We start from the raw sequence: 23,908 nt of genomic DNA, 5'->3' as shown, positions 1-23,908 counted from the left end.
GTGAGGGGCCGCAGGATCACGCCATGACAGGCGTACGCAGCAGCACCGTCGACTCCGTCCTGCGCCGCAGCGCGCGCCGCAACCCCGCGCGCACCGCCCTGCGGTACGCGGACCGCTCCTGGACGTACGCCGCCCTCGACGAGGCGGTCACCACCGCGGCGGCGGTCCTCACCGACGGGCACGGGCTGCGCCCGGGCGACCGGGTCGCCTCCTACGGCCACAACTCCGACGCGTACCTGATCGGCTTCCTCGCCTGCGCACGGGCGGGTCTCGTCCACGTCCCCGTGAACCAGAACCTCACCGGCGACGACCTGGCGTACATCGTCGGCCAGTCGGGCAGCACCCTGGTCCTCAGCGACCCCGACCTCGCCGGGCGCCTTCCCGCCGGATGCGCCGTACGGCTCCTGCGCGACGCCGAGGGCTCGCTGCTGGCGGAGCTGTCGACACCCCGGGACTTCACCGCGGTCGTCGAACCCGGAGCCGAAGACCTGGTGCAACTGCTCTACACCTCGGGCACCACGGCGCTGCCGAAGGGCGCCATGATGACCAACCGGGCCCTGGTCCACGAGTACGTCAGTGCCATCACGGCCCTCGACCTGCGCGAGAGCGACCGCCCCGTCCACTCCCTGCCGCTCTACCACTCCGCCCAGATGCATGTCTTCCTGCTGCCCTACCTGGCCGTCGGCGCGGAGAACACCCTCCTCGACGCGCCCGACGCCACCCAGATCTTCGACCTCGTCGAGTCGGGCCGCGCCGACAGCCTCTTCGCACCGCCCACCGTCTGGATCGGCCTGTCGCTCCGCCCCGACTTCGCGAGCCGCGATCTGACGGGTCTGCGCAAGGCGTACTACGGGGCGTCGATCATGCCCGTACCGGTACTGGAGCGTCTGCGCGAACACCTGCCGTCGCTCGCCTTCTACAACTGCTTCGGGCAGAGCGAGATCGGCCCGCTCGCCACCGTCCTCGGACCCGACGAGCACGAGGGCCGGATGGACTCCTGCGGGCGCCCCGTCCTGTTCGTCGAGGCGAAGGTCGTCGACGAGAGCGGGAAGGACGCACCCGACGGAACGGCCGGCGAAGTGGTCTACCGCTCGCCGCAGTTGTGCGAGGGCTACTGGGACAAGCCGCAGGAGACGGAGGAAGCCTTCCGCGACGGCTGGTTCCACTCCGGCGACCTCGCGGTCCGTGACAGCGAGGGGTACTTCACCGTCGTCGACCGGGTGAAGGACGTCATCAACTCCGGGGGAGTGCTGGTCGCGTCCCGCCAGGTCGAGGACGCGCTCTACACCCATCCCGCGGTCGCGGAAGTCGCGGTGATCGGACTGCCCGACCCCCGGTGGATCGAGGCCGTCACCGCCGTCGTGGTCACCGGCGAGACCGTCACCGAGCAGCAACTCCTCGACCACGCACGCGAGAAGCTCGCCCACTTCAAGGCCCCGAAGCGGATCCTGTTCGTGGACGAGCTGCCGCGCAACGCGAGCGGAAAGATCCTCAAGCGCGAGCTGCGGGACCGTTTCGCAGGTCCACGATCCGCCTGAACTTGCCCACGGACCGCTCCAGGGTCTCGGGGTCGACCACGTCGACCGAGGCCGTGACCCCGATCGACTCCTTCACGGCCGCGGCGACCGAGCGGGCCGCCGCCTCCCGCTCGTCGGTGGTGGCCTCGGGCCGCGCCTCGGCCCGTACGGTCAGTTCGTCCATCCGGCCCTCGCGCGTGAGGCGCAGTTGGAAGTGCGGGGAGAGCGCGGGCGTGCGCAGCACGATCTCCTCGACCTGTGTGGGGAAGAGGTTCACCCCGCGCACGATCACCAGGTCGTCGCTGCGCCCGGTGATCTTCTCCATCCGCCGGAACGCGCGCGCCGTGCCCGGGAGCAGCCGCGTCAAGTCCCTTGTCCGGTAACGGATCACGGGCATGGCCTCCTTGGTGAGCGAGGTGAACACCAGCTCGCCCCGCTCCCCGCCCGGCAGCACCTCGCCCGTCAGCGGATCGACGATCTCCGGGTAGAAGTGGTCCTCCCAGATGTGCAGCCCGTCCTTCGTCTCCACGCACTCCTGGGCGACGCCCGGGCCCATCACCTCGGAGAGCCCGTAGATGTCCACGGCGTCGATGGCGAAGCGCTCCTCGATCTCCGTGCGCATCGCCTCGGTCCACGGCTCCGCGCCGAAGATGCCCACCTTGAGGGAGGTCGTACGGGGGTCGATGCCCTGGCGTTCGAACTCGTCGAGCAGCGTGAGCATGTACGTCGGCGTGACCATGATGATCTCGGGCCTGAAGTCCTGGATCAACTGCACCTGGCGCACCGTCATACCGCCGGAGGCGGGGATGACGGTGCACCCGAGCCGCTCCGCCCCGTAGTGCGCCCCGAGCCCGCCGGTGAACAGCCCGTACCCGTACGCCACATGGACCTTGTCGCCGGGCCGTCCGCCCGCCGCGCGGATGGAACGGGCGACGACGTCCGCCCAGGTGTCGATGTCGCGCTCGGTGTAGCCGACGACGGTCGGACGTCCCGTGGTCCCGCTGGAGGCGTGGATCCGGCGGACGTCGCTCTGCGGTACGGCGAACATCCCGAAGGGGTAGTTGTCGCGCAGATCGGCCTTCACGGTGAACGGGAACCGTGCGAGATCGGCGAGCGTACGGCAGTCGTCGGGGCGCACTCCCGCCTTGTCGAAGGCGTCGCGGTAGAAGGCGACGTGGTCGTACGCATGCTGCAACGAGGTGCGCAGCCGCTCGATCTGGAGCGACTCGAGCTCCTCGCGGCTCAGCCGTTCCACCGCGTCCAGCAGAGGTTCCATGGGGGGTTACTCCCGCCTGAATCGGACGACCGATCATTCGGTCGTGGTGCTGGAGATCAGTAATTCAGGGCGAGCGGGCGCAGGTCAAGACATGTGCGGGGTCGGGTGTTCACCCGGCGCGGAACGCATTGCGGGGAGCAGCTGCGGGCTGTGAGGATCCTGTACATGCCGAAGTTCAGCGCGTACGACGGGACCGAGCTCGCCTACCACCTCAAGGGTGAGGGCCCACTCCTGGTGTGCCTGCCGGGCGGTCCCCTGCGCGCCTCCGCCTACTTCGGCGACCTGGGCGGCCTCACCGCGCACCGGCAGCTGGTGCTCCTGGATCTGCGCGGCTCGGGCGACTCCTCGGCCCCGGACGACCCGTCGTCGTACCGCTGCGACCGTCTCGTCGACGACGTCGAGGCGCTGCGCGAGCATCTGGGGCTGGACCGGATCGATCTGCTCGCGCACTCCGCGGCCGGGGACCTCGCCCTGCTGTACGCGGCCCGCCACCCCGGCCGGCTGAACTCGCTCACGCTTCTCACCCCGGTCGCGCAGGCGGCCGGCATCGTGATCACCGACCAGGAGCGGCGCGATGCGGCGGAGCTGCGCCGCGACGAGCCCTGGTACGCCCAGGCGCGGGCCGCGCTCGACAAGCTCCTGGACGGGGACGACTCGCCGGAGCTCTACGCCGCCATCAGGCCCTTCGCGTACGGGAGATGGGACGCGGCGGCGCAGGAGCTGGCCGCGCGGTCGGCCACGGAACGGGCCGGGGCCGAGGCAGCGGCGCAGTACTGGGCGGAGGGTGCGTTCGACCCGCCGGCCACCGCGGCCGCCCTCGCGGCGGTGGACGTCCCGGTCCTGGTGCTCGCCGGTGAACTCGACTCGGAGCCGGGCGCCGACCGAGCACGGGAGCTGGCCGCGCTCTTCCCGTACGGCGAGGTGGCCGTCCAGCGCGGCGCGGCGCACTTCCCCTGGCTGGACGACGCGGACGCGTTCGTCCGTACGGTCACAGCCTTCCTCGACCCCGAGATCCGCACGCTTCACGCGAACGGGGTCCGCTTCGCCCACCGCACCTGGGGCGACCCCGAAGCGCCGCCCGTCGTCCTGCTCCACTGCCTCGGCGAGGATGGCACGGACTGGCGCGAGGTGGCCGGCCAGCTCGCGTCCGACTATCGCGTGCACGCCTTCGACCTGCGAGGACACGGACTCAGCGACTGGCCGGGGGAGTACGGTCTCGAAGCGGTGCGCGACGACGTACTGGCCTGCCTGGATGCCCTCGGCCTCGACCGTGTCACCCTGATCGGCCACTCGCTGGGCGGAGCGGCGGCCCAGCTCGTCGCCTCGCTCCGGCCCGGCCTGGTGGCGCGGCTGGTCCTGGAGGACCCGCCGCCGCTGCTTCCCGCGGACCCGCCCCAGGTGCCGTTCGAGCGGCCCGACGACGCGACGGGATTCGACTGGGAGTTCAAGCTCCAGTCGATCGTCTACCGCAACGCGCCCGACCCCGTGTGGTGGGACGACCTGGGCCGCATCACCGCGCCGACGCTCGTCGTGGCGGGCGGCCCGCAGAGCCATCTGCCGCAGGACCTCCTCGCCGAGATGGCCGAGCGCATCCCCGACGGTCACCTGGTCACCATCGACGCGGGGCACCTCGTCCACGCGGCGCGCCCCGCCGAATTCCTGGCCGCGCTGCGGGAGTTCGGCATCTGAGGCGACGCGCCGGGCTCAGCCCTCCGCGTCCGCCGCGACCGTACGCGCCCACCGGTAGTCCGCCTTGCCGCTCGGCGAGCGCTGGATCTCCTGCGTGATCACCAGCTGGCGCGGGATCTTGTAGCCCGCGAGCCGGGTGCGGCAGTGCGTCTGGATCTCGTCCAGGGACGGCTGCGGCGCGCCCTCGCGCACCTGCACGACCGCCGCCACATGGTTGCCCCACTTGGCGTCCGGGACCCCGGCGACGAGCGCGTCGTACACATCGGGATGCGACTTCAGCGCCTGCTCGACCTCCTCCGGATACACCTTCTCGCCACCGGTGTTGATGCACTGGGAGCCGCGGCCGAGCACGGTGACGATGCCGTCCTCGTCGACGGTGGCCATGTCGCCGAGCAGCACCCACCGTTCCTCGCCCTTCTGGAAGAAGGTCTCGGCGGTCTTCGCGGGGTCGTTGTAGTAGCCGAGGGGTACGTGACCGCGCTGCGCGAGCCGCCCCGGCTCGCCCACGGCGACGGGCTCGTGCGTCACGACGTCGACCACCTGGGTGCGCTCGTTGACCTCGAGGCGGAAGCCCTTCTCGGGGCCCGAGTCCGCGGTGGCCTTGCCGTTGGAACCCGACTCCGAGGACCCGAAGTTGTTGAGGAGCATCACATTGGGGGCGAGCGCCTGGAACTGGGCGCGCACGGTGTCGGACATGATCGCGCCGGACGAGGAGACGCTGAACAGGGAGGAGAGGTCCGTTCCCTTCAGTGGTCCGTGCAGCGCGTCGACGAGGGGCCTGAGCATCGCGTCGCCCACCAGCGACACACTCGACACCTTCTCCTTCGCGATCGTACGGAGCACCTCTTCGGGCGCGTACTTGCGGTGGATGACGATCCTCTGCCCGTAGTTGAAGGCGACGAACGAGGTCAGGGTCGAGGTGCCGTGCATCAGCGGGGGCGTGGGGAAGAAGGTGATCCCGGCGCCGCCCTTGGCGACCCGCTCGGCCAGCTCCTCGGGGCGCTTCACCGGCTCGCCCGACGGTTCGCCGCCGAAGAGCCCGGCGAAGAACAGGTCCTCCTGGCGCCACATGACACCCTTGGGCATCCCCGTGGTGCCGCCGGTGTAGATGATGAACTGGTCGTCGGGCGAGCGCGGTCCGAAGCCGCGCGCGTCCGATCCCGCCGCCTCGGCGTCGGCGTACGCGACCGGTGCGATCGAGGGCTCGGTGACGCCCTCGGGAGCCGCTCCCACCCGCAGGAGATGGCGGAGCTTCGCCGTCTGCGGCAGTGCGGCCGCGACCCGCTCGGTGAACTCCGCGTCGAAGACGAGGGCCACGAGATCCGCGTCGTTGTAGAGGTAGACCAACTCTTCTTCGACGTAGCGGTAGTTGACGTTGACCGGGACGATGCGCGCCTTGAGGCAGGCGAGGACGGTCTGCAGGTACTCGATGCCGTTGTAGAGATGCAGGCCCAGGTGTTCGCCGGGCCGTATCCCGCTCTCGACCAGGTGGTGGGCGATCCGGTTGGCCGCCGTGTCCAGCTGTGCGTAGGTGAGCCGGCGCTCCGCGCCCGTACCGGGATGGTCGATGTACACGAGCGCCTCGCGGTCGGGGACCACGTCGACGACCGACTCGAAAAGGTCGGCAAGGTTGTACTCCACCATTCCTCCTGACCCAGACAATCACTGACCCGGCGGTCATTACAGCGCCGCCCGGCGCAAGTGGGAAGGGTCCCCGCCAAGAAATCTGACGAGCTGTCAGAAAACTATTGAACTGGACCCCCACCTACTGCAACCTGTTCTAGGTCTTGAGACGGGAGAACGGCAATGGGTGGAACAGAACACCTCACCGTGCAGCGCGAAGGCGCCACACTGGTGCTCACCTTGAACAGGCCCGAGGCGAAGAACGCGCTCTCGCTGCCGATGCTGGTGGGCCTGTACGACGGCTGGCTGGAAGCCGACGCGGACGACAGGATCCGCTCGGTGGTGCTCACCGGCGCGGGCGGCGCGTTCTGCGCCGGCATGGACCTCAAGGCCCTCGCGGGCAAGGGGATGGAGGGCGACCAGTACCGGGACCGTATGAAGGCGGACCCGGACCTGCACTGGAAGGCGATGCTCCGCCACCACCGCCCCCGCAAACCGGTGATCGCCGCCGTCGAGGGCTACTGCGTCGCGGGCGGTACGGAGATCCTGCAGGGCACCGACATCCGCGTCGCGGGCGCATCGGCCACCTTCGGCCTCTTCGAGGTCAAGCGCGGACTGTTCCCGATCGGCGGCTCCACGGTCCGCCTCCCGCGCCAGATCCCGCGCACCCACGCGCTGGAGATGCTGCTCACCGGGCGCCCGTACACGGCGGAGGAAGCCGCGCGCATCGGACTGATCGGCCATGTCGTGCCCGACGGCACGGCCATCGAGAAGGCCCTGGAGATCGCCGAGCAGATCAACGCCTGCGGCCCGCTCGCCGTGGAAGCCGTCAAGGCGTCGGTCTACGAGACGTCCGAACAGACCGAGACCGAGGGCCTCAAGTCCGAACTCGCCCGCGGCTGGCCGGTGTTCGACACCGCCGACGCCAAGGAAGGCGCCCGCGCCTTCGCCGAGAAACGCCCCCCGGTCTACCGCCGCGCCTGACCCTCCTTGGAGACCCCCGTGCCCGAACTCCTCAGTGCACCCCTGGTCGTAGAGTTCCCCTTCACCCGCTCCCTCGGCCCCGTCCAGAGCGCCTTCCTCACCGGCCTGCGCGAACGCACCCTGCTCGGCGTCAGGACCACCGACGGCAAGGTCCTCGTCCCTCCCGTCGAGTACGACCCGGTCACCGCCGACGAGCTGCGCGACCTGGTCGAGGTCGCCCCCACCGGCACCGTCACCACCTGGGCCTGGAACCCGACGCCGCGCCGCGACCAGCCCCTGGACACCCCCTTCGCCTGGGTCCTGGTGAAGCTCGACGGCGCCGACACCGCCCTCCTCCACGCGCTCGACGCACCGGACGCCGACTCCGTGCACACCGGCCAGCGCGTCCGCGTCCGCTGGTCGGAGGAGCGCACCGGCGCGATCACCGACATCGCCTGCTTCGAGCCGTACGAAGGCGAGACGGGCGAAGTCACGCCCCACGAGGGCCGCTTCACCGACATGGTGACCGGCATCGTCGCCCCCGCGCGCCTCGACTACACCTACAGCCCGGGCCGTGCTCAGACCCGCTACATCAACGCCCTCGCCGACCAGAAGACCGTCGGCGAACGCTGCCCCTCCTGCAGGAAGGTGTATGTCCCGCCGCGCGGCGCCTGCCCCACCTGCGGAGTCGCCACCACCGACCAGGTCGAGGTGGGCCCCGCCGGCACGGTCACCACGTACTGCATCGTCAACATCAAGGCCCGCAACCTCGACATCGAAGTGCCGTACGTCTACGCGCACATCGCCCTCGACGGCGCCGGACTCGCCCTGCACGGCCGGATCGGCGGCATCCCCTACGACGAGGTCCGCATGGGCCTGCGCGTCGAACCCGTCTGGACGGAGGGCGGCCGCTACCCCGACCACTACCGGCCGACCGGCGAGCCCGACGCCGCGTACGACACCTACAAGGAGCTGATCTGATGGCGCCCGTACGGGACGTGGCGATCGTCGCCTTCGCACAGTCCGACCACCTCCGCCGCACCGACGAGGTCTCCGAAGTCGAGATGGTGATGCCGGTCCTCCACCAGGTCCTGTCCCGGACAGGCCTCAAGACCAGCGACATCGACTTCACCTGCTCGGGGTCGTCCGACTACCTCGCGGGCCGCGCCTTCTCCTTCACCATGGCGCTGGACGGGGTCGGCGCCTGGCCGCCCATCTCCGAATCCCATGTCGAGATGGACGGGGCCTGGGCGCTCTACGAGGCCTGGGTCAAGATCCTGACCGGCGAGGCCGACACCGCGCTCGTCTACTCGTACGGGAAGTCCTCGCCCGGTCAGGTACGGGACGTCCTCACCCGCCAGCTCGACCCCTACTACCTGGCCCCGCTCTGGCCCGACTCCGTAGCCCTCGCGGCCCTCCAGGCGCAGGCTTTGATCGACGCCGGGGACACCGACGAGCCCGCGCTCGCCGGGATCGCGGCCCGCAGCCGTACCTCCGCGTCGGACAACCCGCACGCCCAGCTCCGGGGCGCCCGCGCCCAGGGCGACTACCAGGTCCGGCCGCTGCGCACCGGCGACTGCCCGCCCGTCGGCGACGGCGCGGCCGCCGTGATCCTCGCGGCCGGGGACCGGGCGCGCGAACTCTGCGCACGGCCCGCCTGGATCCGCGGCATGGACCACCGCATCGAGGCGCACAGCCTCGGCGTACGCGACCTCACCGACTCCCCGTCGACCCGCCTCGCGGCGGAGCGCGCCGGAGCTTTCGACCGCCCGGTCGACACGGCGGAACTGCACGCGCCCTTCACCTCCCAGGAGGTCGTGCTGCGCAAGGCGCTGAAGCTCGACGACACCGTCGCCGTCAACCCGTCGGGCGGCGCCCTGGCCGCCAACCCCGTCATGGCGGCAGGTCTGATCCGCCTCGGCGAGGCGGCGGCCCGCATCCACGACGGCACCTCCCACCGGGCCCTGGCCCACGCCACCTCCGGCCCCTGCCTCCAGCAGAACCTGGTCGCCGTACTCGAAGGAGAGGCCCAGTGACCAAAGAACCCGTGGCCGTCGTCGGCATCGGCCAGACGCACCATGTCGCGGCCCGCCACGACGTCTCGATCGCAGGCCTGGTCCGCGAGGCGGCCATGCGCGCGCTCGCCGACGCCCAGTTGACCTGGCAGGACATCGACGCCGTCGTCATCGGCAAGGCCCCCGACTTCTTCGAGGGCGTGATGATGCCGGAGCTCTACCTCGCGGACGCCCTCGGCGCCGTCGGCAAACCGATGCTGCGCGTCCACACGGCGGGCTCGGTGGGCGGCTCCACCGCCCTCGTGGCCTCCAACCTGGTCTCCTCGCGCGTCCACAAGACGGTCCTCACCCTGGCCTTCGAGAAACAGTCGGAGTCCAACGCCATGTGGGGCCTCTCCCTCCCCGTCCCCTTCCAGCAGCCGCTGCTCGCGGGCGCGGGCGGCTTCTTCGCACCGCACATCAGGGCGTACATGCGCCGTACGGGAGCCCCGGACCACATAGGTTCCCTGGTCGCGTACAAGGACCGCCGCAACGCCTTGAAGAACCCGTACGCGCACCTCCACGAGAAGGACATCACCCTGGAGAAGGTCCAGGCGTCCCCGATGCTCTGGGACCCGGTCCGCTACTCCGAGACCTGCCCGTCCTCCGACGGCGCGTGCGCGATGATCCTCACCGACCGGGAGGGCGCGGCCCGTTCGCCCCAGCCGCCCGCGTGGGTCCACGGCGGCGCGATGCGCAGCGAACCGACGCTCTTCGCCGGCAAGGACTTCGTCTCGCCCCAGGCGGGCAAGGACTGCGCGGCGGACGTGTACCGGCAGGCGGGCATCACGGACCCGCGCCGGGAGATCGACACGGTCGAGATGTACGTGCCGTTCTCCTGGTACGAACCGATGTGGCTGGAGAACCTGGGCTTCGCCGAGGAGGGCGAGGGCTGGAAGATGACGGAGGCGGGCGCCACGGAACTCGACGGCGACCTCCCCGTGAACGCCTCCGGCGGAGTCCTCTCCACCAACCCCATCGGCGCCTCGGGCATGATCCGCTTCGCGGAGGCGGCGCTCCAGGTCCGCGGCCAGGCGGGCGACCACCAGGTGGAGGGCGCCCGCAAGGCACTGGGCCACGCGTACGGGGGCGGGGCGCAGTTCTTCTCCATGTGGCTGGTCGGTGCGGACAACCCCGCCGGCTGAAGAAGGCTCTTGCCGGTGCGGCACCGGCCCAGCGATGCTTGGCCGGTGCCGTACGGGCGTCCGACGCATCCCACCACCTACCGTTTGAGCCTGTTCGTGCCAGGCGGCGATGGCTAGTCTGGCGGCGGACGACAAACCGGGAGGAGCACGGACGTGGCCGAGCGCACCACAACTCAGCGAACCCTTGCGGGCTGGGGCAAGCCGGAGCTCGATCTCAGCAATGCGGACTGGCAGTCGGGGAGTCAGGGGAGGGGCGACGTCCAGATCGCCTTCGTGGAGGGATTCATCGCGATGCGCAACGGCAGCAGGCCGGGCAGCCCGTCGCTGATCTTCAACCCGGGGGAGTGGCGGGCCTTCGTGCTCGGTGCGCGCGACGGCGAGTTCGATCTCACCTGACGTACGGAGGCCGACCCCCGCCACGGCAGCGCGACCGCCGGGGCGGGGCCTGGCCATGGGCAGGGAGGCCGCTCTTCATTAATGCCTCTCGCGGTGGCTACCATTAGGTCATGGCTGCCTCCGATCTGGCTCTCGATCTCGCCCTCACCATCCGGCACGACGGACACGGAGGCGTGGCGGACGACCTCGCCGCCCCCGACGGGCTGACCCGTTGGGTGCACGACCACGCAGCCGACCTCGGAGTCGACGCCTTCGCCGCGGACCAGGACGCACTCGACGCTGTACGCGAGCTGCGCGCCGCCGTCCGCGCGCTCTTCGCCCGTGCCGTACGCCCCGGCGAGCCCAGCCCCGCGGACGCCCGCCGTCTGCTGCCCGTGGAAGAGGCGCTCACCCGCCTCAACTCCGCCGCGGCCGCCGTCCCCACCGTCCAGCAGCTCACCTGGGCGCAGGACGAGGACCCCGCCTCGCACACCCTGCCCTCAGCACCCGCGACCCAGCAGCAGATCCTCACCGCGGCGCTCGCCCGCGCCGCCGTCGCCTTCCTCGCCGGACCCGACCGGACACGCCTCCGCGCCTGCCACGCCCCGCGCTGCGTGCGCTACTTCCTCAAGGAGCACCCCCGCCAGGAGTGGTGCAAACCCTCCTGCGGCAACCGCGCCAGAGTCGCCCGCCACCACGAGCGCCACCGCGCCGAATCCGCATAGCCTGAGGCCATGAGCGGCGAGAGCGACCTCCGAAAACTCCTCAGCGGCATGCGCCCGGAACTCAACCCCGGCCGCTACGTCTACACCACGGCCCCCGACGGACCCCCGCCCGGCGTCAACCCCGTCGTGGGCGTCGCCGAGCAGGAGGGACTCACCCTCGTCGTCCCCCAGGACGAAGCAGACGCTGCAGGCCTTCCGTACGAGTACGTCGCGGGCTGGATCACCCTGCGCGTCCACTCCGCCCTGGAAGCCGTCGGCCTCACCGCCGCCGTGGCCCAGGAGCTGGCCGCAGCGGGTCTGAGCTGCAATGTTGTCGCCGCCCTCCACCACGACCACCTCTTCGTCCCGTACGACCGGGCAACGGAGGCGGTCGCCCTCCTCCAGGCCCTCGCGGACCGCTCCGGCTGAACACGTCGCATCCGGTCCCACGGAGTCCGTACAGGCGTACGCTGAGGTGCCTCACGGACGTACGAGGCCCGGCCCCGCCCTGCGCGCCGGGGCGCACGCCCGAGCAGGGGGTGCACCATGACCAGGCGCCGGCTCCTGGAGCGGGAGGCCGAACTGGCCGCCGCCGACGAGGCGTTGAGCGAGCTGACCGGACTGCGCCACGGTGTCGTCGGCGCCCCGCTCCGCCCCCGCGGCGCGCTCCTCGCCTTCGCGGGTCACGCCGGCCTCGGCAAGACCACACTCCTCGCCGAAGTCCGCCGCCGCGCGGCGGAACAGGGCTGCACCGTCCTGTCCGCACGCGGCAGCGACCAGGAGCAGAAGGTCGCCTTCCACGTCGCCCGCCAGCTCATCCAGCCCCAGCTCGCCGGCTCGTCCGACGCCGAAGTCCGCTCCACCCTGGGCAGTTGGTACTCCATCGTCGGCCCCGCCCTGGGCCTCGGCGTCGCGGAGACCGGCGCACCCCCCGACCCCCAGGGTCTGCGCGACGGCCTCGACTGGGTCCTCACCCACCTCGCCGTCCAGCGCGCCCCCCTCGTCCTCGTACTCGACGACGCGCACTGGGCCGACCCCGAGTCCCTCAGCTGGCTCTCCGCCTTCGCGCCCCGCGCCGAAGACCTCCCCATGCTCCTCGTGGTCGCCTACCGGCCCGAGGAACTCCCCGAACACGCACAGGAGTTCAGGGGGCTGCCCGGCCGCTCCGGCACCCGGCCCATCGGCCTGGAACCGCTCACCGCCACCGCCATATCCCGTCTCGTACGCGACAACATCGGCACCCACGCCGACGACGCCTTCTGCCGCGAATGCTGGGCGGTCACCGCGGGCAACCCCTTCGAGGCGGTGGAGCTGACCGCCAAGGTCAGGGACCGCAACCTCAACCCCAGCGAATCCAGCGCCCACCTCCTGCGCGACCTGGCCGCCGCCGTCAAGGGCAGCGGACTCATCGCCCGCCTCGAGCGTCTGGGCACCTCCACGGTCCGCCTCGCCTGGGCCTGTGCCGTCCTCGGCACCGAGATCTCCCCGTCCCTCGCCGCGGACATCGCCGGCCTCGGCCGCGAGGAGGCCTCCGACGCGGCCGACCGGCTGCGCGACGCCCGCATCATCACCGGCTCGGACACGCTGGAATTCGTCCACCCGCTGATCGCCACCGCCGTCTACCGCGCCATACCCGACGGCGTACGCGTCGCCCTGCACGGCAAGGCCGCCTGGTCCGTCGTCGACGCGGGCCTCGGCTCCCCGGCCGCCGCCCGCCACCTCCTGGAGACCCACCCCGAGGGCGACCCCTGGGTCGTGAACCATCTGCGCGCCGCCGCCGGCGAGACGCTGCGCGCGGGCGCCCCCGACGCCGCCCGCCGCTATCTGGCCCGCGCCCTGCGCGAACCCCCGGCCTTCGAGGAGCGGGCCGCCGTCCTCTACGAACTCGGCTGCTCCTCCCTCCTCACCGAACCGGCGACCACCGTCAACCACCTCCGCGCCGCCCTGGAGGAGCCCATCGCCGACCCGGTCCTGCGCCAGGGCATCGTCTACCGCCTCTCCCAGGTCCTGGCCCACAGCGACCGTCTGGCCGAGGCCTCCGAGCTGCTCGGCCGCGAGGGACGGCTCACCACCGACGCCCGCACCAAACTCCGGATGCAGGCGGAGAAGTTCATGTGGGACGCCTTCCGTTCCGACGAACCCGACTCGCCCGCCCGCTCCCGCAGGCTGTCGCGGCTCGCCGACCGCCTCACCGGCCGCGACCTCACCGAGCGCTACATCATCGGCCTGCGCGCCTGGGACGCCACCCTGCGCGGCGAGTCCGCCGCGATCGGCCTGCACCACGCCGAGCGCGCCCTGGAAGGCGGCCTCAGCTGGGCCGACGAGAGCCGGGGCTTCGAGGTGCCCGTCCTGACCGCCCTCGTCTTCATGTACGCGGACCGGCCGGGCCGCGCCGAGGAGCTCTTCGCCTCGGGCACCGCCGAATTCGAGCGCCAGGGCTGGCGCGGGGCGCACCTGTCCTTCGCGTACACGCTCCTCGCCTACATCCGCTACCGGCGCGGCCGCCTCGTCGAGGCCGAGGACTTCGCCAAGGCCGGCATCCGCCTCGCCGAGCGCGTCGGCGCCCGCACTCCCGTCTGGTGGTACGCCACCGGCGTCCTCGTGGAGGTCCTGCTCGCCCGCGGGCGTACCGCCGAGGCCGCAGAGGTCGCCCGGGACCACGACTTCACCGCCCCCTTCCCCGCCGCCGTGACGTTCCCGGACTCGCAGACCGTGTACGGGCAGCTCCTGCTGGCCCGCGGCCGGACCGGAGAAGCAGCGGTCGAGCTGGCCGCGGCGGGCCGCCGCCTCGACCCCCGCGGCATGCGCAATCCCGCCTGGTGCCCCTGGCGGCTTCACCTCGCCGTCGCCGAAGCGCACGACGCCCCCGACCTGGCCCGCGAGACAGCACTCGAAGCGGTGAGCCGCGCCCGCCAGTACGGCACCGAATCGGCGGTCGGCCAGGCCCTGCGCGTCGCCGCCGAGGTCGGCGGCGGACCCGACCGCGCCAAGCTCCTGGAGGAGTCGGTCGCCCACCTGGAGCGCTCGCCCGCCGCCTACGAACTGGCCCGCGCCCTCGTCGCCCTCGGAGCGGAGCAGCGCCGCACCGGCCGCCCCCAGGAAGCCGCCGAACACCTCTACCGGGGTCTGGAGGCGGCCGTGCAGTGCGGCGCCGACAGCCTCGCGGAAGCGGCCCGCGACGAACTCGCCGCAGCCGGGCTCCGCCCCAGCCGGCTCCGCTCCACGGAGACCGACACCCTCACCGCCCGCGAGCGCACCGCGGCGGCCATGACGGTACGAGGAGACGACGCGGCCACCGTCGCGGCCGCACTCCGCACCGACGAGCCCACCGTCGCCCGCCTCCTCTCGGCGGTCTACCGGAAAGTAGGCACCGACCGAACGGGTCTCGCCGCGGCCCTCGGAACCTGAGAAGGGCTGCGAAAGGAGCGGGCCGCCCCGGCTTCGGCAGCGTGCCCGGGCCACGTACCATGGCTCCATGTCCTTCCTCCGCCGCCGCAGCGCCGCCACTCCCGCGGGCCCGGACTTCGACGTCCTGGCCATGGACCCGGGTGACTGGCCCGGGAACCTCGGCGCCGGCCTGCTGCCCGCGCCCGACGGCAGCTGTCAGGGCGTCTTCCTGCGCTACGACCTGTTCGGCGGCCGCGGACCCGCGATGATCATCGGCAACCTGCCCGACGGCTCTCCGGCCCGCGAGCTCGCCGAGGGCCAGATCCCCTTCGAGGTCGCACAGCTGCTGGCCGCACTGGAGAACGACGAGCCGGTCGAGGTCCTGGACACCGAGGACATGCCGGTGATGCAGGGCGACAACCTCCTCATCGTGCGCCGCCTCAAGCTCTCCGAAAGCCGTATCTCCTGCGTGCAGTTCGACCGCAGCGACGGCGTGCTGGTCACCATCGCCAGCTGGGACCGGCCGATCACCGACGACCTGTACGCACTGCTCAAGCCGCTCCCCGCGGAGATGTTCCAGCAGGGCTGAGCGCACCACTCAAGTAAAAGTCGCGTAACGGGCCCCTTCCGAGGGCCCGTTGCTGCTTTCTTGTCGCAGGTCAAACACCCTTCCAGTGGTTTGGACCACTGTCTCGTCCTTCGGCCCGCGCGGCACTCTTGACGCGCGTTCACCTCACGTCACAGAGTGTGCGCCCATACCGTACGGCGAGATCGCCACGCGCAACTCCCGGCAAGAAGGGCCGACATGACGTCGAAGCACTCCCAGAGGACCAGACTCGCGCTCGCGCTCACCGCCGCGAGCGCTTTCAGTTTCGCCCTGACCGGACCTGTCGCGCAGGCGAGCGCCGACGGCACCCGCCCGGAGTGCCCGCGCATCCTCGACTGCGACTGGGTCCCTGCCGCGTACCAGCAGACCGGTGACCCCGCCGACAAGGAGACGTACGGCAACTACGACACCTCGAACCGGCCGCAGACCAACAAGATCAAATTCATCGTCCTGCACGACACCGAAGAGGACTTCGCCACCACGCTGAGGATCTTCCAGGACCCGACACGGGCCGCCTCCGCCCACTACGTCGTGCGCTCGGCCGACGGCCATGTCACGCAGATGGTGAAGGACAAGGACATCGCCTGGCAGGCGGGCAACTGGTCCATCAACTCGCAGTCCATCGGCATCGAGCAGGAGGGTGTCGCGACCGAGGGCGCCCAGTGGTACACCCCCGAGATGTACCGCTCCACGGCCACCCTGGTCCGCTACCTCGCCGCCAAGTACGACATCCCCCTGGACCGCCAGCACATCATCGGCCACGACAACGTCCCGCCCACCAGCGCGGCCGGGACCAAGGCCATGCACTGGGACCCCGGCACCTACTGGGACTGGAACTACTTCATGACCCTGCTCGGCAGGCCGACCGTGCCCACGGCCTTCCCCGGCAGCCAACTCGTCACCGTCAACCCGGTGTTCAAGAAGAACCTCCAGGCCTTCCGCGACTGCGAGAAGGGTGTGGACCTCCCCGTGCAGGCGAGCAGCGCGGTCCCGCTCCACACCGAACCCTCCGCCACCGCCCCGCTCTTCTCCGACCCGGGCCTGCACACCGACGGCTCGGCGGGCACCAACTGCGCCGCGGACTGGGGCAGCAAGATCAGCGCCACCCAGCAGGCCGTCGTCGCCGAGCGCAAGCCCGGCTGGACCGCGATCTGGTGGTACGGACAGAAGGCCTGGTTCGAGTCCCCGAAGGGCACCCGCACCACCACACCCACCGGCGGCTACGTCGTGAAGCCGAAGGCCGGCAGGACGGACGTGCCGGTGTACGGGGTGACCTATCCGGAGAAGTCCGAGTACCCCGCGGACTTCACCGGGGCGCGCCTCGGGACCCCGCTCCCGTACACGATCAAGACGGGCCAGTCCTACCCGGGCGGCGGCGTGGCGCCCACCGGCTACTACTACGCGCCGACGATCGACTCGTCCTTCCCGTACGACCACACCTGGTTCCCCGGGGCGACGAAGTACGTGACGGTCCAGATCGGCCACCGCGTCGCGTTCGTCAAGGCCGACGACGTGGACATCGTCCGCGCGCACTGACGGCGCCACCGACAGCGCAGTGCGATGCGGGCCCAGTGTGTCGGCGCTGGACCCGCATCGCACTTCCCCCTCTTCACCCGGCGAGGCGCCTCAGCGAGTGCCCACCGCGGCTCGGACGGCCCTGCGCGCCAGCGCGCAGTCGTCGTGCAGCCGCCGCAGCAGCAGGCGCTGCTCCTCGCCGTGCGACAGGACACCGGGCTGCTGGGACTGGCCCGCGGCTCCTGCCGGTGCCGTCTCGCGCATGGTGCGCTGGACGGCCGTCTCGTAGTGACGGATCTCCCGGGTCAGCACCAGCATCAGGTTCACCAGGAACGCGTCACGCGCCGCCGGTCCTGCCGCCTGCGCCAGCTGGCTGATCTGCCGGCGCGCCACCGGGGCATCGCCCAGTACCGCCCAGAGCGTCGCCAGGTCGTACCCCGGCAGATACCAGCCCGCCAGCTCCCAGTCCACGAGCACCGGACCGGCAGGCGAGAGAAGGATGTTGGAGAGCAGGGCGTCACCGTGGCAGAACTGCCCCATCCCCTGCTTCCCGCCCGCATGGGCGAGACCGTGCAGCAGCTTCTGCAGATCGCCCAGGTCGCGGTCGGTGAACAGCCCCAGCTCGTGATAGCGGGCGATCCGGGACGCGTAGTCCAGCGGGGCGTCGAACATCCCGGCCGGCGGCCGCCAGGCGTTGACCCGGGCGATCGCCCCGAGCGCGGCCCGCACGTCCGCGCGCGGCGGGGCCTCGACCGGGTGGCGCTGCAGAGCCGCGGCCCGTCCGGCCATCCGCTCGATCACCAGGGTGCAGTTCTCGGGGTCGGCGGCGATCAGCCGGGGCACCCGCACCGGCGGGCGGTGCCGTACGAAGGAGCGGTATGCGGCTATCTCGTGGCGGAACCGCTCGGTCCACACTGGGGAGTTGTCGAGCAGACACTTGGCAACCGCGGTCGTCCGTCCTGTCGTTCCGACAAGAAGGACGGACCGGCCGCTCCGGCGCAGTATCTGCACCGGGTTGAACTCCGGGCAGATGCGGTGCACCGACGCGATCGCCATGCGCAGCTGCGAGCCCTGGGGACCTGACAAGTCGAGTCTCCCGCTGAGCGGTTGGGCCCCCGTCCCCGCCGCACGCCGGATCCGACCGGTGCCGAGTGCCGCTGCGGCGTGGGAGGGGTCGAGATACGGTCCGCCGCCCGCGGCAAGCGGACGGAGCGGCCGGGGAGGGGCAGACACGGAGGACGATGCTGTGTACATGGGGGAGACAGATCCCTTCGTGTGCCGACGAGTTACGTGCGCTGCCCGCCCCGGTGCCCGGGACGCACCCTGGGGAGTGCGGTCCGGCCACCGGGTCGGGGTGGCGCTTTCCTACCTGACACCGGCCCGTGGGTGGCACACCATGTGGCGCACCCTGGCGAACCCTGGCGAATATCCCCACCGCATCTGACAGGGGGTTACTGTCAACTCAGCCGAGAACCTGGGGGCTTGACGTGACCGGAGAACCCAACACCCGCCTTGCAGATCTGTTCGGCCTGGCCGGCTGGTCCAAGGGCGAACTGGCGAGACTAGTGAACCGGCAGGCGGCGGCCATGGGCCACCCGCAGCTGGCGACCGACACCTCGCGCGTACGGCGCTGGATCGACATGGGCGAGAGCCCGCGCGAACCGGTGCCCAAGGTGCTGGCAGCACTGTTCACCGAGCGTCTCGGTCGTGTCGTGACCATCGAGGACCTCGGGTTCGCACGGCCCGGGCGCGCGGGGAAACGGCAGGACGTCGGCAATGCAGATCGCACCAGTCCCGACGGCCTCCCGTGGGCGCCCGAACGTACGGCAGCGGTCCTCACCGAATTCACGGGAATGGACCTCATGCTCAACCGACGCGGCATGGTGGGCGCGGGCGCCGCGCTCGCCGCAGGCTCAGCGCTCAGCAGCGCCATGCACGACTGGCTCCACACCGATCCGGCCCTCGCGTCGGACGCCCCCCGTTTCGATGATCCCCTGCACGCCGACCCCGCTGGGTTCGACCGCTACGAGGCCGCCCCCATCGGGTCGCAGGAGATCGAGGCACTGGAGCGTTCCGTAGAGGTCTTCCGCGCCTGGGACGCCGCCCGCGGCGGCGGTCTCCAGCGCAAGGCGGTCGTGGGACAGCTCAACGAGGTGGGCGGCATGCTCGCCTACCGCCACCCCGATCATCTGCAGCGGCGCCTCTGGGGCGTCGCCGCCAACCTCGCCGTCCTCGCAGGCTGGATGTCGCACGACATCGGTCTCGAACCGACGGCCCAGAAGTACTTCGTCATCGCGGCCCACGCGGCCCGCGAAGGCGGCGACCGGCCACGGGCCGGCGAAGCCCTCTCCCGCGCGGCCCGTCAGATGGTGCACCTCGGCCGTCCCGACGACGCGCTGGACCTGATGAAGCTCGCCAAGTCGGGATCGGGCGAACAGACCCTGCCCCGTACGAGGGCCATGCTGCACACCATCGAGGCCTGGGCACAGGCCGCCATGGGGCACGGCCAGGCGATGCGCCGCACCCTCGGCGAGGCCGAGGACCTGTTCGTCTCCGACAAGGGGGACGTACCACCGCCGAGCTGGATGCAGATGTTCGACGAGGCGGACCTGCACGGAATGCAGGCCCTCGCCTTCCGTACGCTCGCCGATCACGACCCGTCGGCAGCGGCGACCGCACAGCGGCACGCCCGGCAGGCCCTCGATCTGCGGGTGAACGGACGGCAGCGCTCGAAGATCTTCGACTACATCTCGCTCGCCTCGGCGTGCTTCATCGCCGACGACCCGGAGCAGGCCGACCGGTACGCCCGTCTCGCGCTCGTGTCGATGGGGGAGACCTCCTCGCACCGGACCTGGGACAGGCTGCGCGAGATGTACCGGCTCACCGGCCAGTACTCGGGACACGGAAAGATCCAGGACCTGCGCGAGGAGATCCAGCTCTCCCTGCCCCGGAGCCGGCCGAGGAGCAAGGACATCTAGAAGAGGGGTCCGGAAGAAAGCACGTACTACTGGAAACCGATCCTCGCGACCAGCACGCAGGCGTCGTCCTCACGCTCCGCCTCGCCGCACTCCTCGACGATGATCCGCACACACTCCTGCGATGTGCGGGCCTCGGCGAACCGTGGTGCGAGCGCGAGCAGTCGGTCCGAGTCGGGCCCGTCCGCCACATTGCGCCGGGTGAGCCCGTCGGTGTGCAGTACCAGCAGATCGCCGGGCAGGAGCCCGACCTCGGTCTGTTCGTACACGGCACCCGTCGTCGCACCGAGCAGTACGCCGTCCGGCCGCGGAAGCGCACGCCCCGTCCCCTCGCGGAACAGCAAGGGGGCGGGGTGTCCCGCCTGCGCCCACGCCAGCGTCCGCGTCCCGGGGTCGTACCGGCAGCACACCGCACTTCCCAACGCGGGCTGGGCGGAGGTCTCGAGCAGCTGATTGAGATGGCCCATCAGAGGGCCGGGGCCGATGCCGGCGAGCGTCATGCCGCGCAGCGCCCCCAGGACCATGGCCATGCCGGACGCCGCCGTCACTCCGTGGCCCGTCAGGTCACCCACGCTCAGGAGGGTCTGTCCGTCCGCGAGTTCCAGTGCGTCGTACCAGTCGCCGCCGATCAGCGCGCTGCTCGCCGACGGCAGATAGTGTGCCGCGAGATCCAGCGCCGCGGGCCCCGTCTGGGGCAGGCGCAGGGAGCCGCGCCACGGTGGCAGTACGGTCTCCTGGAGTTCGACCGCGAGCCGGTGCTCGGTCTCGGCGATCTGCCGACTGCGCTGCAGCGTGTCCCGCGATTCCCGTACGGTGCGCTGACTGCGCCGCAGTTCGCTGACGTCCCGCAGGACCGCCCACATGGAGGCGGTGCAGCCGTCCTCGTCGAGCACGGGCTCGCCCATCATGTGGAGCGTCCGCACACAGCCGTCCGGCCGTACGATCCGGAACTCCCCGTCGATGGTCCGCCCGTCCACCAGACAGTCCGTGACCATCGCGGTCAGCAGCGACTGGTCCTCGGCGAAGAGCACGGAGGGCAGCTCGTCCAGCGACAGCGCACCGCTCTCGGGGGAGCGCCCGAAGATCTGGAAGAGCTCCTCGGACCAACTCGCCTCGTCCGTCAGCAGGTTCCACTCGGCGCTGCCGACCCGGCTCAGCAGGGAGGCGGCCGGGGCGTCGTCCGTCGCACCGTCCTGGGCCCCGTATCCGGCGAGTTCGGCGGCGAGTTCCTCCGCGGCCTCGGCGGGGAAACCCTCCTTGAGCTGTCCCAGATGCGCGCCCAGGTCGTCGAGGTGGTGGACCGCCAGATCGCACAGTGCCCGGTGCCAGCGTCCCTGCACCTCGTCGTCGTCCATCACCGATTCCCGGCGCACCGCGTCCACGTCCCCGCGCAGCCGGCGCGTGCGGGTGATCAGCGCGTCGACTGTTTCCCGCTGGGGCGGCTGTGGGGCGGGGCGGTCCGCGAAGAGATGGGACGGCATGACGTACTCCGATACAGGCGCGGCACGGCCAGGTCACTGACGGATGGACCGGTAACGACTGTTGCACAGGGAGCGAGGGCCCGTAAGGGATTTGGCAACACTCGAGGCGGTGGTGCTCCTGGCATATGCCATGGGCTTCGCGGTGGAAGACGGACTGTCAGTGGTGCCTGCGATGCTGCACTCATGGACGAGCAGATCATGAGGGGACGCGTGTACGGAGCGGATCACGACGATCCCGATCCGGGTCCACGACCGGGGCGCGCCTACGCCGAGTTGGTCGGAGGCCCGCTGGACGGCCTCCTGCTGGACGTGACGGGCCGCAGCGCGCGCCAACTGCGCGACGGCGCCGCGCTCCGCACGGAGATCGGCCGGTACGGACCCGGCGGGCACGCGGCGTACGGACCCAGGGCCGGGGACCCCAAGCGCTGGGACTGGCAGGGCGATACGCCCTGACGGTCCGATCGGAGCGATCTCGCCGTCGACGCGTCGTTCCAGAGCGGGGGTGTGGGGAAGGCGCTCGTACGGGCCACCCAGGAAGCGGCGCCCGAGGCGAAGCTGATCCTTCTCGCGGCCCCCGCGGCGGTCGGCTACTACCCGCACATCGGATTCACACGGCACGACTCCGCCTGGACGCTGGACGGCCCCCTGCCCGCCTGACCCGGCGCTCGACCGTGTCCCGGCAACAGGCTGACGGGACCAGCGTGGTGCTGCGGAACGAGGGTGCGGGTGCGCAAGCCTGAGGGCGGGCGCCCGCCGGAATGCGGCCGGGCGTCCGTCACCCGCACCCGTTTCCCCGCCCCAGGAGGCGTTCCCGTATGGTCCTCACCCGTTTCGCTCTGCCCGCCGCTGCGGCGGTCGCCGGCATCGTCCTGCTCGCCCCGGTCGCGTCGGCGGCCGATGCCGCCCGTGCGGCGTGCCCGCCGTGTGTCGAACTGCAGAGCGCCGTCGACGCGTACCGCAGCGGCGAGATCCAGTACTTCGTGGATCCGGTTCCCGCCTGGAGGGCGGAAGCCGAGCGGAACGGGTGCGTCATCCGCGGTCTGTGACCGCGGCGCGTGAGGGTGCGGGAGACTGGGGAGGTGACAGCATCCTCACGCGAAGTACCCGGTGTGGGCCGCGGCGTTCATGCGCTGATTCCGTCGGGCCCCACCGGGCCGAGACCAACTGCCGGGCAACAGGCCTCGGTTGCGCTCGCCGCCCTGCGCACGGTGCCCGTACGGGCGGCCGTGGTGCAGGCGGCGGTGGCACTCCTGACCGACCTCGCCGAGACCGCCCTGGTGCAGGGCGACCGGGACGCGGCCGCCGCGACGGTGACCCTGCTGCTGGAGGCGCTCGACACGGCCCCCTAGAGGTCGGTCCTGAGGAGCACGACGAGGTCGCGCGGCAGACCGTGGGTGTCGTGCAGATAGCTGTAGTCGGTGTCCGTGAGCGTGCTGGTGAAGCGCGGCTTGGACAGGACCCGTCGACCCCGTTCGAGCAGGCCGGTGAAGCGGCGCTCCTCGTCGAGGAGGACCTCGTGCACCGTTCGTACGTCCGTCACCTGCTGGAAGTGGTCCAGGGTGTGCTCCAGCAGTTCGAGAGGCACGTCCTGGAGCGAGCGTGACGGGTCCTCCCGCCACAGTGTGGTGAGTACGCGGCGGACGAGCCTGCGAAGTACGTATCCGCGACCGGTGTTGGAGGGCAGGACGCCGTCGCCGATGACGACGACCGACGAGCGCAGATGGTCGCAGACGATGCGCAGGGACAGCTCGTCCAGGTGCCACAGCGGTGGCACGAGCCGCATCCACGGTTCGAACAGATCGCAGTCGTAGACCGACTTCTTGCCCTGCAGCAGTGTGGTGAGGCGCTCAAGACCCAGCCCGGTGTCGACATTGGCGCGCGGGAGCGGGTGCAGGCTGCCGTCCTCGTGGCGGCGGTGGCGCATCATGACGTGGTTCCAGACCTCCACCCACCGGTCGTCCTGCGTCGGTGTGGAGTGCGGTGGTGTGTCGCCGGTCCAGAGAAAGATCTCCGAGTCGGGACCGCAGGGCCCGGTGGGGCCGTTGGACCACCAGTTCTCGTCGCGGGTGAGTTCCACGGGGACTCCGCGTTCCTGCCAGATCCGCAGGGACTCGGTGTCGGGGCCCACCTGGTCGTCGCCGCCGAAGACAGTGGCATGCAGTCGGCCCGGGTCGATCCCGAAGCCGTTCACCAGCAGGTCGTGGCCCCACTCCAGGCTGAGCGAGCCCTCGTAGTCGCCGAGCGACCACGTGCCGAGCATTTCGAAGACGGTGAGATGCGTGTCGTCGCCCACCTCGTCCAGGTCGGTGGTGCGCAGACAGCGCTGCACGTTCACCAGGCGGCTGCCGAGGGGGTGCGGTCTGCCCTCGAGGTACGGGGTGAGGGGGTGCATGCCGGACGTCGTGTAGAGAACCGGGTCGCCGGTCGGTGGGAGGAGTGACGAGCCCGTGATGCGTCGGTGCCCGCGCTCCTCGAAGTACTCGATGAAGGTTCGGACGACAAGGTCGGTGTTCATGGTGGCGGATCCTTCGCCTTGGGGCGTGCCCGGAAAGGCCGCGGCACAGGAAGGCGGGACAGGAGTCCGTCAGAGCACCGGC

At 71.2% G+C, this 23,908-nt stretch carries 21 protein-coding genes and 1 pseudogene; 17 read left to right on the top strand and 5 right to left on the bottom strand.

The features are described 5' to 3' along the window. The first annotated feature begins 23 nt into the window (after positions 1-23). Entirely contained in the window at positions 24-1,538 is a 1,515-nt protein-coding gene (locus OG707_RS00990) for an acyl-CoA synthetase (RefSeq protein WP_329113255.1), read from the top strand. Here OG707_RS00990 and paaK read toward each other — a convergent pair. Then, positions 1,492-2,793 carry a phenylacetate--CoA ligase PaaK gene (gene paaK / locus OG707_RS00985; RefSeq protein WP_329113253.1) on the bottom strand — a complete coding sequence of 434 codons (1,302 nt, stop codon included), beginning with the start codon at positions 2,791-2,793 and terminating at the stop codon, positions 1,492-1,494. The genes OG707_RS00990 and paaK overlap by 47 nt on opposite strands. A gap of 165 nt (positions 2,794-2,958) precedes the next feature. On the opposite strand from paaK, the gene OG707_RS00980 reads away from it, so the two are divergent. After that, positions 2,959-4,482 carry an alpha/beta fold hydrolase gene (locus OG707_RS00980; RefSeq protein ID WP_329113251.1) on the top strand — a complete coding sequence of 508 codons (1,524 nt, stop codon included), beginning with the start codon at positions 2,959-2,961 and terminating at the stop codon, positions 4,480-4,482. A 15-nt stretch (positions 4,483-4,497) separates the two neighbouring features. Here the strand turns inward: OG707_RS00980 and OG707_RS00975 are convergent, their stop codons facing one another. After that, the gene (locus OG707_RS00975; RefSeq protein WP_329127568.1) at positions 4,498-6,123 is read right to left on the bottom strand and encodes an acyl-CoA synthetase; all 1,626 of its coding nucleotides are present in this window, start codon (positions 6,121-6,123) and stop codon (positions 4,498-4,500) included. A gap of 165 nt (positions 6,124-6,288) precedes the next feature. On the opposite strand from OG707_RS00975, the gene OG707_RS00970 reads away from it, so the two are divergent. The 10 genes from OG707_RS00970 to OG707_RS00925 all read left to right on the top strand — a co-directional run bounded on the left by OG707_RS00970 (position 6,289) and on the right by OG707_RS00925 (position 16,876). Further along, positions 6,289-7,089 (top strand): crotonase/enoyl-CoA hydratase family protein, encoded by an 801-nt coding sequence (locus OG707_RS00970; RefSeq protein ID WP_329113249.1) that lies wholly within the window; start codon positions 6,289-6,291, stop codon positions 7,087-7,089. An 18-nt stretch (positions 7,090-7,107) separates the two neighbouring features. Then, positions 7,108-8,049 (top strand): Zn-ribbon domain-containing OB-fold protein, encoded by a 942-nt coding sequence (locus tag OG707_RS00965; protein WP_329113246.1) that lies wholly within the window; start codon positions 7,108-7,110, stop codon positions 8,047-8,049. After that, positions 8,049-9,104, top strand: a complete 1,056-nt coding sequence (locus OG707_RS00960) for a thiolase domain-containing protein (RefSeq protein WP_329113243.1) — start codon at positions 8,049-8,051, stop codon at positions 9,102-9,104. The genes OG707_RS00965 and OG707_RS00960 overlap by 1 nt, the downstream gene beginning before the upstream one ends. Next, the gene (locus tag OG707_RS00955; protein WP_329113241.1) at positions 9,101-10,267 is read left to right on the top strand and encodes a thiolase domain-containing protein; all 1,167 of its coding nucleotides are present in this window, start codon (positions 9,101-9,103) and stop codon (positions 10,265-10,267) included. Before OG707_RS00960 ends, OG707_RS00955 begins: the two co-directional genes overlap by 4 nt. 153 nt (positions 10,268-10,420) lie before the next feature. Beyond that, a complete protein-coding gene (locus OG707_RS00950) occupies positions 10,421-10,663 on the top strand; it encodes a DUF397 domain-containing protein (RefSeq protein WP_329113239.1) in 243 nt (80 codons plus the stop codon). 110 nt (positions 10,664-10,773) lie between these two features. Further along, positions 10,774-11,367, top strand: a complete 594-nt coding sequence (locus OG707_RS00945) for a CGNR zinc finger domain-containing protein (protein ID WP_329113235.1) — start codon at positions 10,774-10,776, stop codon at positions 11,365-11,367. 9 nt (positions 11,368-11,376) lie between these two features. Beyond that, complete coding sequence (locus OG707_RS00940; RefSeq protein ID WP_329113233.1) at positions 11,377-11,775, top strand: ACT domain-containing protein; 399 nt, start codon at positions 11,377-11,379, stop codon at positions 11,773-11,775. A gap of 117 nt (positions 11,776-11,892) precedes the next feature. Beyond that, positions 11,893-14,754 (top strand): ATP-binding protein, encoded by a 2,862-nt coding sequence (locus OG707_RS00935; RefSeq protein WP_329113231.1) that lies wholly within the window; start codon positions 11,893-11,895, stop codon positions 14,752-14,754. Between the two features lie 67 nt (positions 14,755-14,821). After that, positions 14,822-15,322, top strand: coding sequence for a hypothetical protein (locus tag OG707_RS00930; RefSeq protein WP_329113229.1), 501 nt, complete (start codon positions 14,822-14,824; stop codon positions 15,320-15,322). A 216-nt stretch (positions 15,323-15,538) separates the two neighbouring features. Next, positions 15,539-16,876: an N-acetylmuramoyl-L-alanine amidase gene (locus OG707_RS00925; protein ID WP_329113227.1), complete on the top strand. Its 1,338-nt coding sequence runs from the start codon at positions 15,539-15,541 to the stop codon at positions 16,874-16,876. Positions 16,877-16,966: 90 nt separating this feature from the next. On the opposite strand, the gene OG707_RS00920 is transcribed toward OG707_RS00925, so the two are convergent. Then, a complete protein-coding gene (locus OG707_RS00920) occupies positions 16,967-18,109 on the bottom strand; it encodes an aminoglycoside phosphotransferase family protein (protein WP_329113225.1) in 1,143 nt (380 codons plus the stop codon). A gap of 233 nt (positions 18,110-18,342) precedes the next feature. Here OG707_RS00920 and OG707_RS00915 point away from each other — a divergent pair, with 233 nt between their 5' ends. Next, entirely contained in the window at positions 18,343-19,833 is a 1,491-nt protein-coding gene (locus tag OG707_RS00915) for a DNA-binding protein NsdB (RefSeq protein WP_329113223.1), read from the top strand. A gap of 26 nt (positions 19,834-19,859) precedes the next feature. Here OG707_RS00915 and OG707_RS00910 read toward each other — a convergent pair whose 3' ends face one another. Next, on the bottom strand, positions 19,860-21,311 hold the full coding sequence (locus tag OG707_RS00910) for a PP2C family protein-serine/threonine phosphatase (RefSeq protein ID WP_329113221.1): 1,452 nt from the start codon (positions 21,309-21,311) through the stop codon (positions 19,860-19,862). A 183-nt stretch (positions 21,312-21,494) separates the two neighbouring features. Here OG707_RS00910 and OG707_RS00905 point away from each other — a divergent pair, with 183 nt between their 5' ends. The 4 genes and pseudogenes from OG707_RS00905 (at position 21,495) to OG707_RS00890 (ending at position 22,660) form a co-directional block, all read left to right on the top strand. Then, positions 21,495-21,764: a hypothetical protein gene (locus tag OG707_RS00905; protein WP_329113219.1), complete on the top strand. Its 270-nt coding sequence runs from the start codon at positions 21,495-21,497 to the stop codon at positions 21,762-21,764. A 24-nt stretch (positions 21,765-21,788) separates the two neighbouring features. Continuing rightward, a pseudogene (locus OG707_RS00900) lies at positions 21,789-21,968 on the top strand (GNAT family N-acetyltransferase); the annotation flags it as partial. Positions 21,969-22,126: 158 nt separating this feature from the next. Next, the gene (locus OG707_RS00895; protein ID WP_329113217.1) at positions 22,127-22,357 is read left to right on the top strand and encodes a hypothetical protein; all 231 of its coding nucleotides are present in this window, start codon (positions 22,127-22,129) and stop codon (positions 22,355-22,357) included. A 33-nt stretch (positions 22,358-22,390) separates the two neighbouring features. Then, the gene (locus OG707_RS00890) at positions 22,391-22,660 is read left to right on the top strand and encodes a hypothetical protein (RefSeq protein WP_329113215.1); all 270 of its coding nucleotides are present in this window, start codon (positions 22,391-22,393) and stop codon (positions 22,658-22,660) included. Here OG707_RS00890 and OG707_RS00885 read toward each other — a convergent pair. Then, entirely contained in the window at positions 22,657-23,826 is a 1,170-nt protein-coding gene (locus OG707_RS00885) for an alanine--tRNA ligase-related protein (protein WP_329113214.1), read from the bottom strand. The two genes, OG707_RS00890 and OG707_RS00885, sit on opposite strands and share 4 nt — an antisense overlap. Positions 23,827-23,908 lie beyond the last annotated feature (82 nt).

It is taken from the genome of Streptomyces sp. NBC_01465, assembly GCF_036227325.1.
Lineage (GTDB): Bacteria > Actinomycetota > Actinomycetes > Streptomycetales > Streptomycetaceae > Streptomyces.
This window is presented reverse-complemented; position numbering and strand designations above follow the sequence as displayed.

Bases quoted from the DNA above. Each gene is read 5' to 3' on its own strand.
- OG707_RS00990 (WP_329113255.1), top strand. From the start codon at position 24: ATGACAGGCGTACGCAGCAGCACCGTCGACTCCGTCCTGCGCCGCAGC.
- paaK (WP_329113253.1), bottom strand. From the start codon at position 2,793: ATGGAACCTCTGCTGGACGCGGTGGAACGGCTGAGCCGCGAGGAGCTC.
- OG707_RS00980 (WP_329113251.1), top strand. From the start codon at position 2,959: ATGCCGAAGTTCAGCGCGTACGACGGGACCGAGCTCGCCTACCACCTC.
- OG707_RS00970 (WP_329113249.1), top strand. From the start codon at position 6,289: ATGGGTGGAACAGAACACCTCACCGTGCAGCGCGAAGGCGCCACACTG.
- OG707_RS00960 (WP_329113243.1), top strand. From the start codon at position 8,049: ATGGCGCCCGTACGGGACGTGGCGATCGTCGCCTTCGCACAGTCCGAC.
- OG707_RS00945 (WP_329113235.1), top strand. From the start codon at position 10,774: ATGGCTGCCTCCGATCTGGCTCTCGATCTCGCCCTCACCATCCGGCAC.
- OG707_RS00940 (WP_329113233.1), top strand. From the start codon at position 11,377: ATGAGCGGCGAGAGCGACCTCCGAAAACTCCTCAGCGGCATGCGCCCG.
- OG707_RS00935 (WP_329113231.1), top strand. From the start codon at position 11,893: ATGACCAGGCGCCGGCTCCTGGAGCGGGAGGCCGAACTGGCCGCCGCC.
- OG707_RS00930 (WP_329113229.1), top strand. From the start codon at position 14,822: ATGTCCTTCCTCCGCCGCCGCAGCGCCGCCACTCCCGCGGGCCCGGAC.
- OG707_RS00925 (WP_329113227.1), top strand. From the start codon at position 15,539: ATGACGTCGAAGCACTCCCAGAGGACCAGACTCGCGCTCGCGCTCACC.
- OG707_RS00920 (WP_329113225.1), bottom strand. From the start codon at position 18,109: ATGTACACAGCATCGTCCTCCGTGTCTGCCCCTCCCCGGCCGCTCCGT.
- OG707_RS00910 (WP_329113221.1), bottom strand. From the start codon at position 21,311: ATGCCGTCCCATCTCTTCGCGGACCGCCCCGCCCCACAGCCGCCCCAG.
- OG707_RS00905 (WP_329113219.1), top strand. From the start codon at position 21,495: ATGGACGAGCAGATCATGAGGGGACGCGTGTACGGAGCGGATCACGAC.
- OG707_RS00895 (WP_329113217.1), top strand. From the start codon at position 22,127: ATGGTCCTCACCCGTTTCGCTCTGCCCGCCGCTGCGGCGGTCGCCGGC.
- OG707_RS00885 (WP_329113214.1), bottom strand. From the start codon at position 23,826: ATGAACACCGACCTTGTCGTCCGAACCTTCATCGAGTACTTCGAGGAG.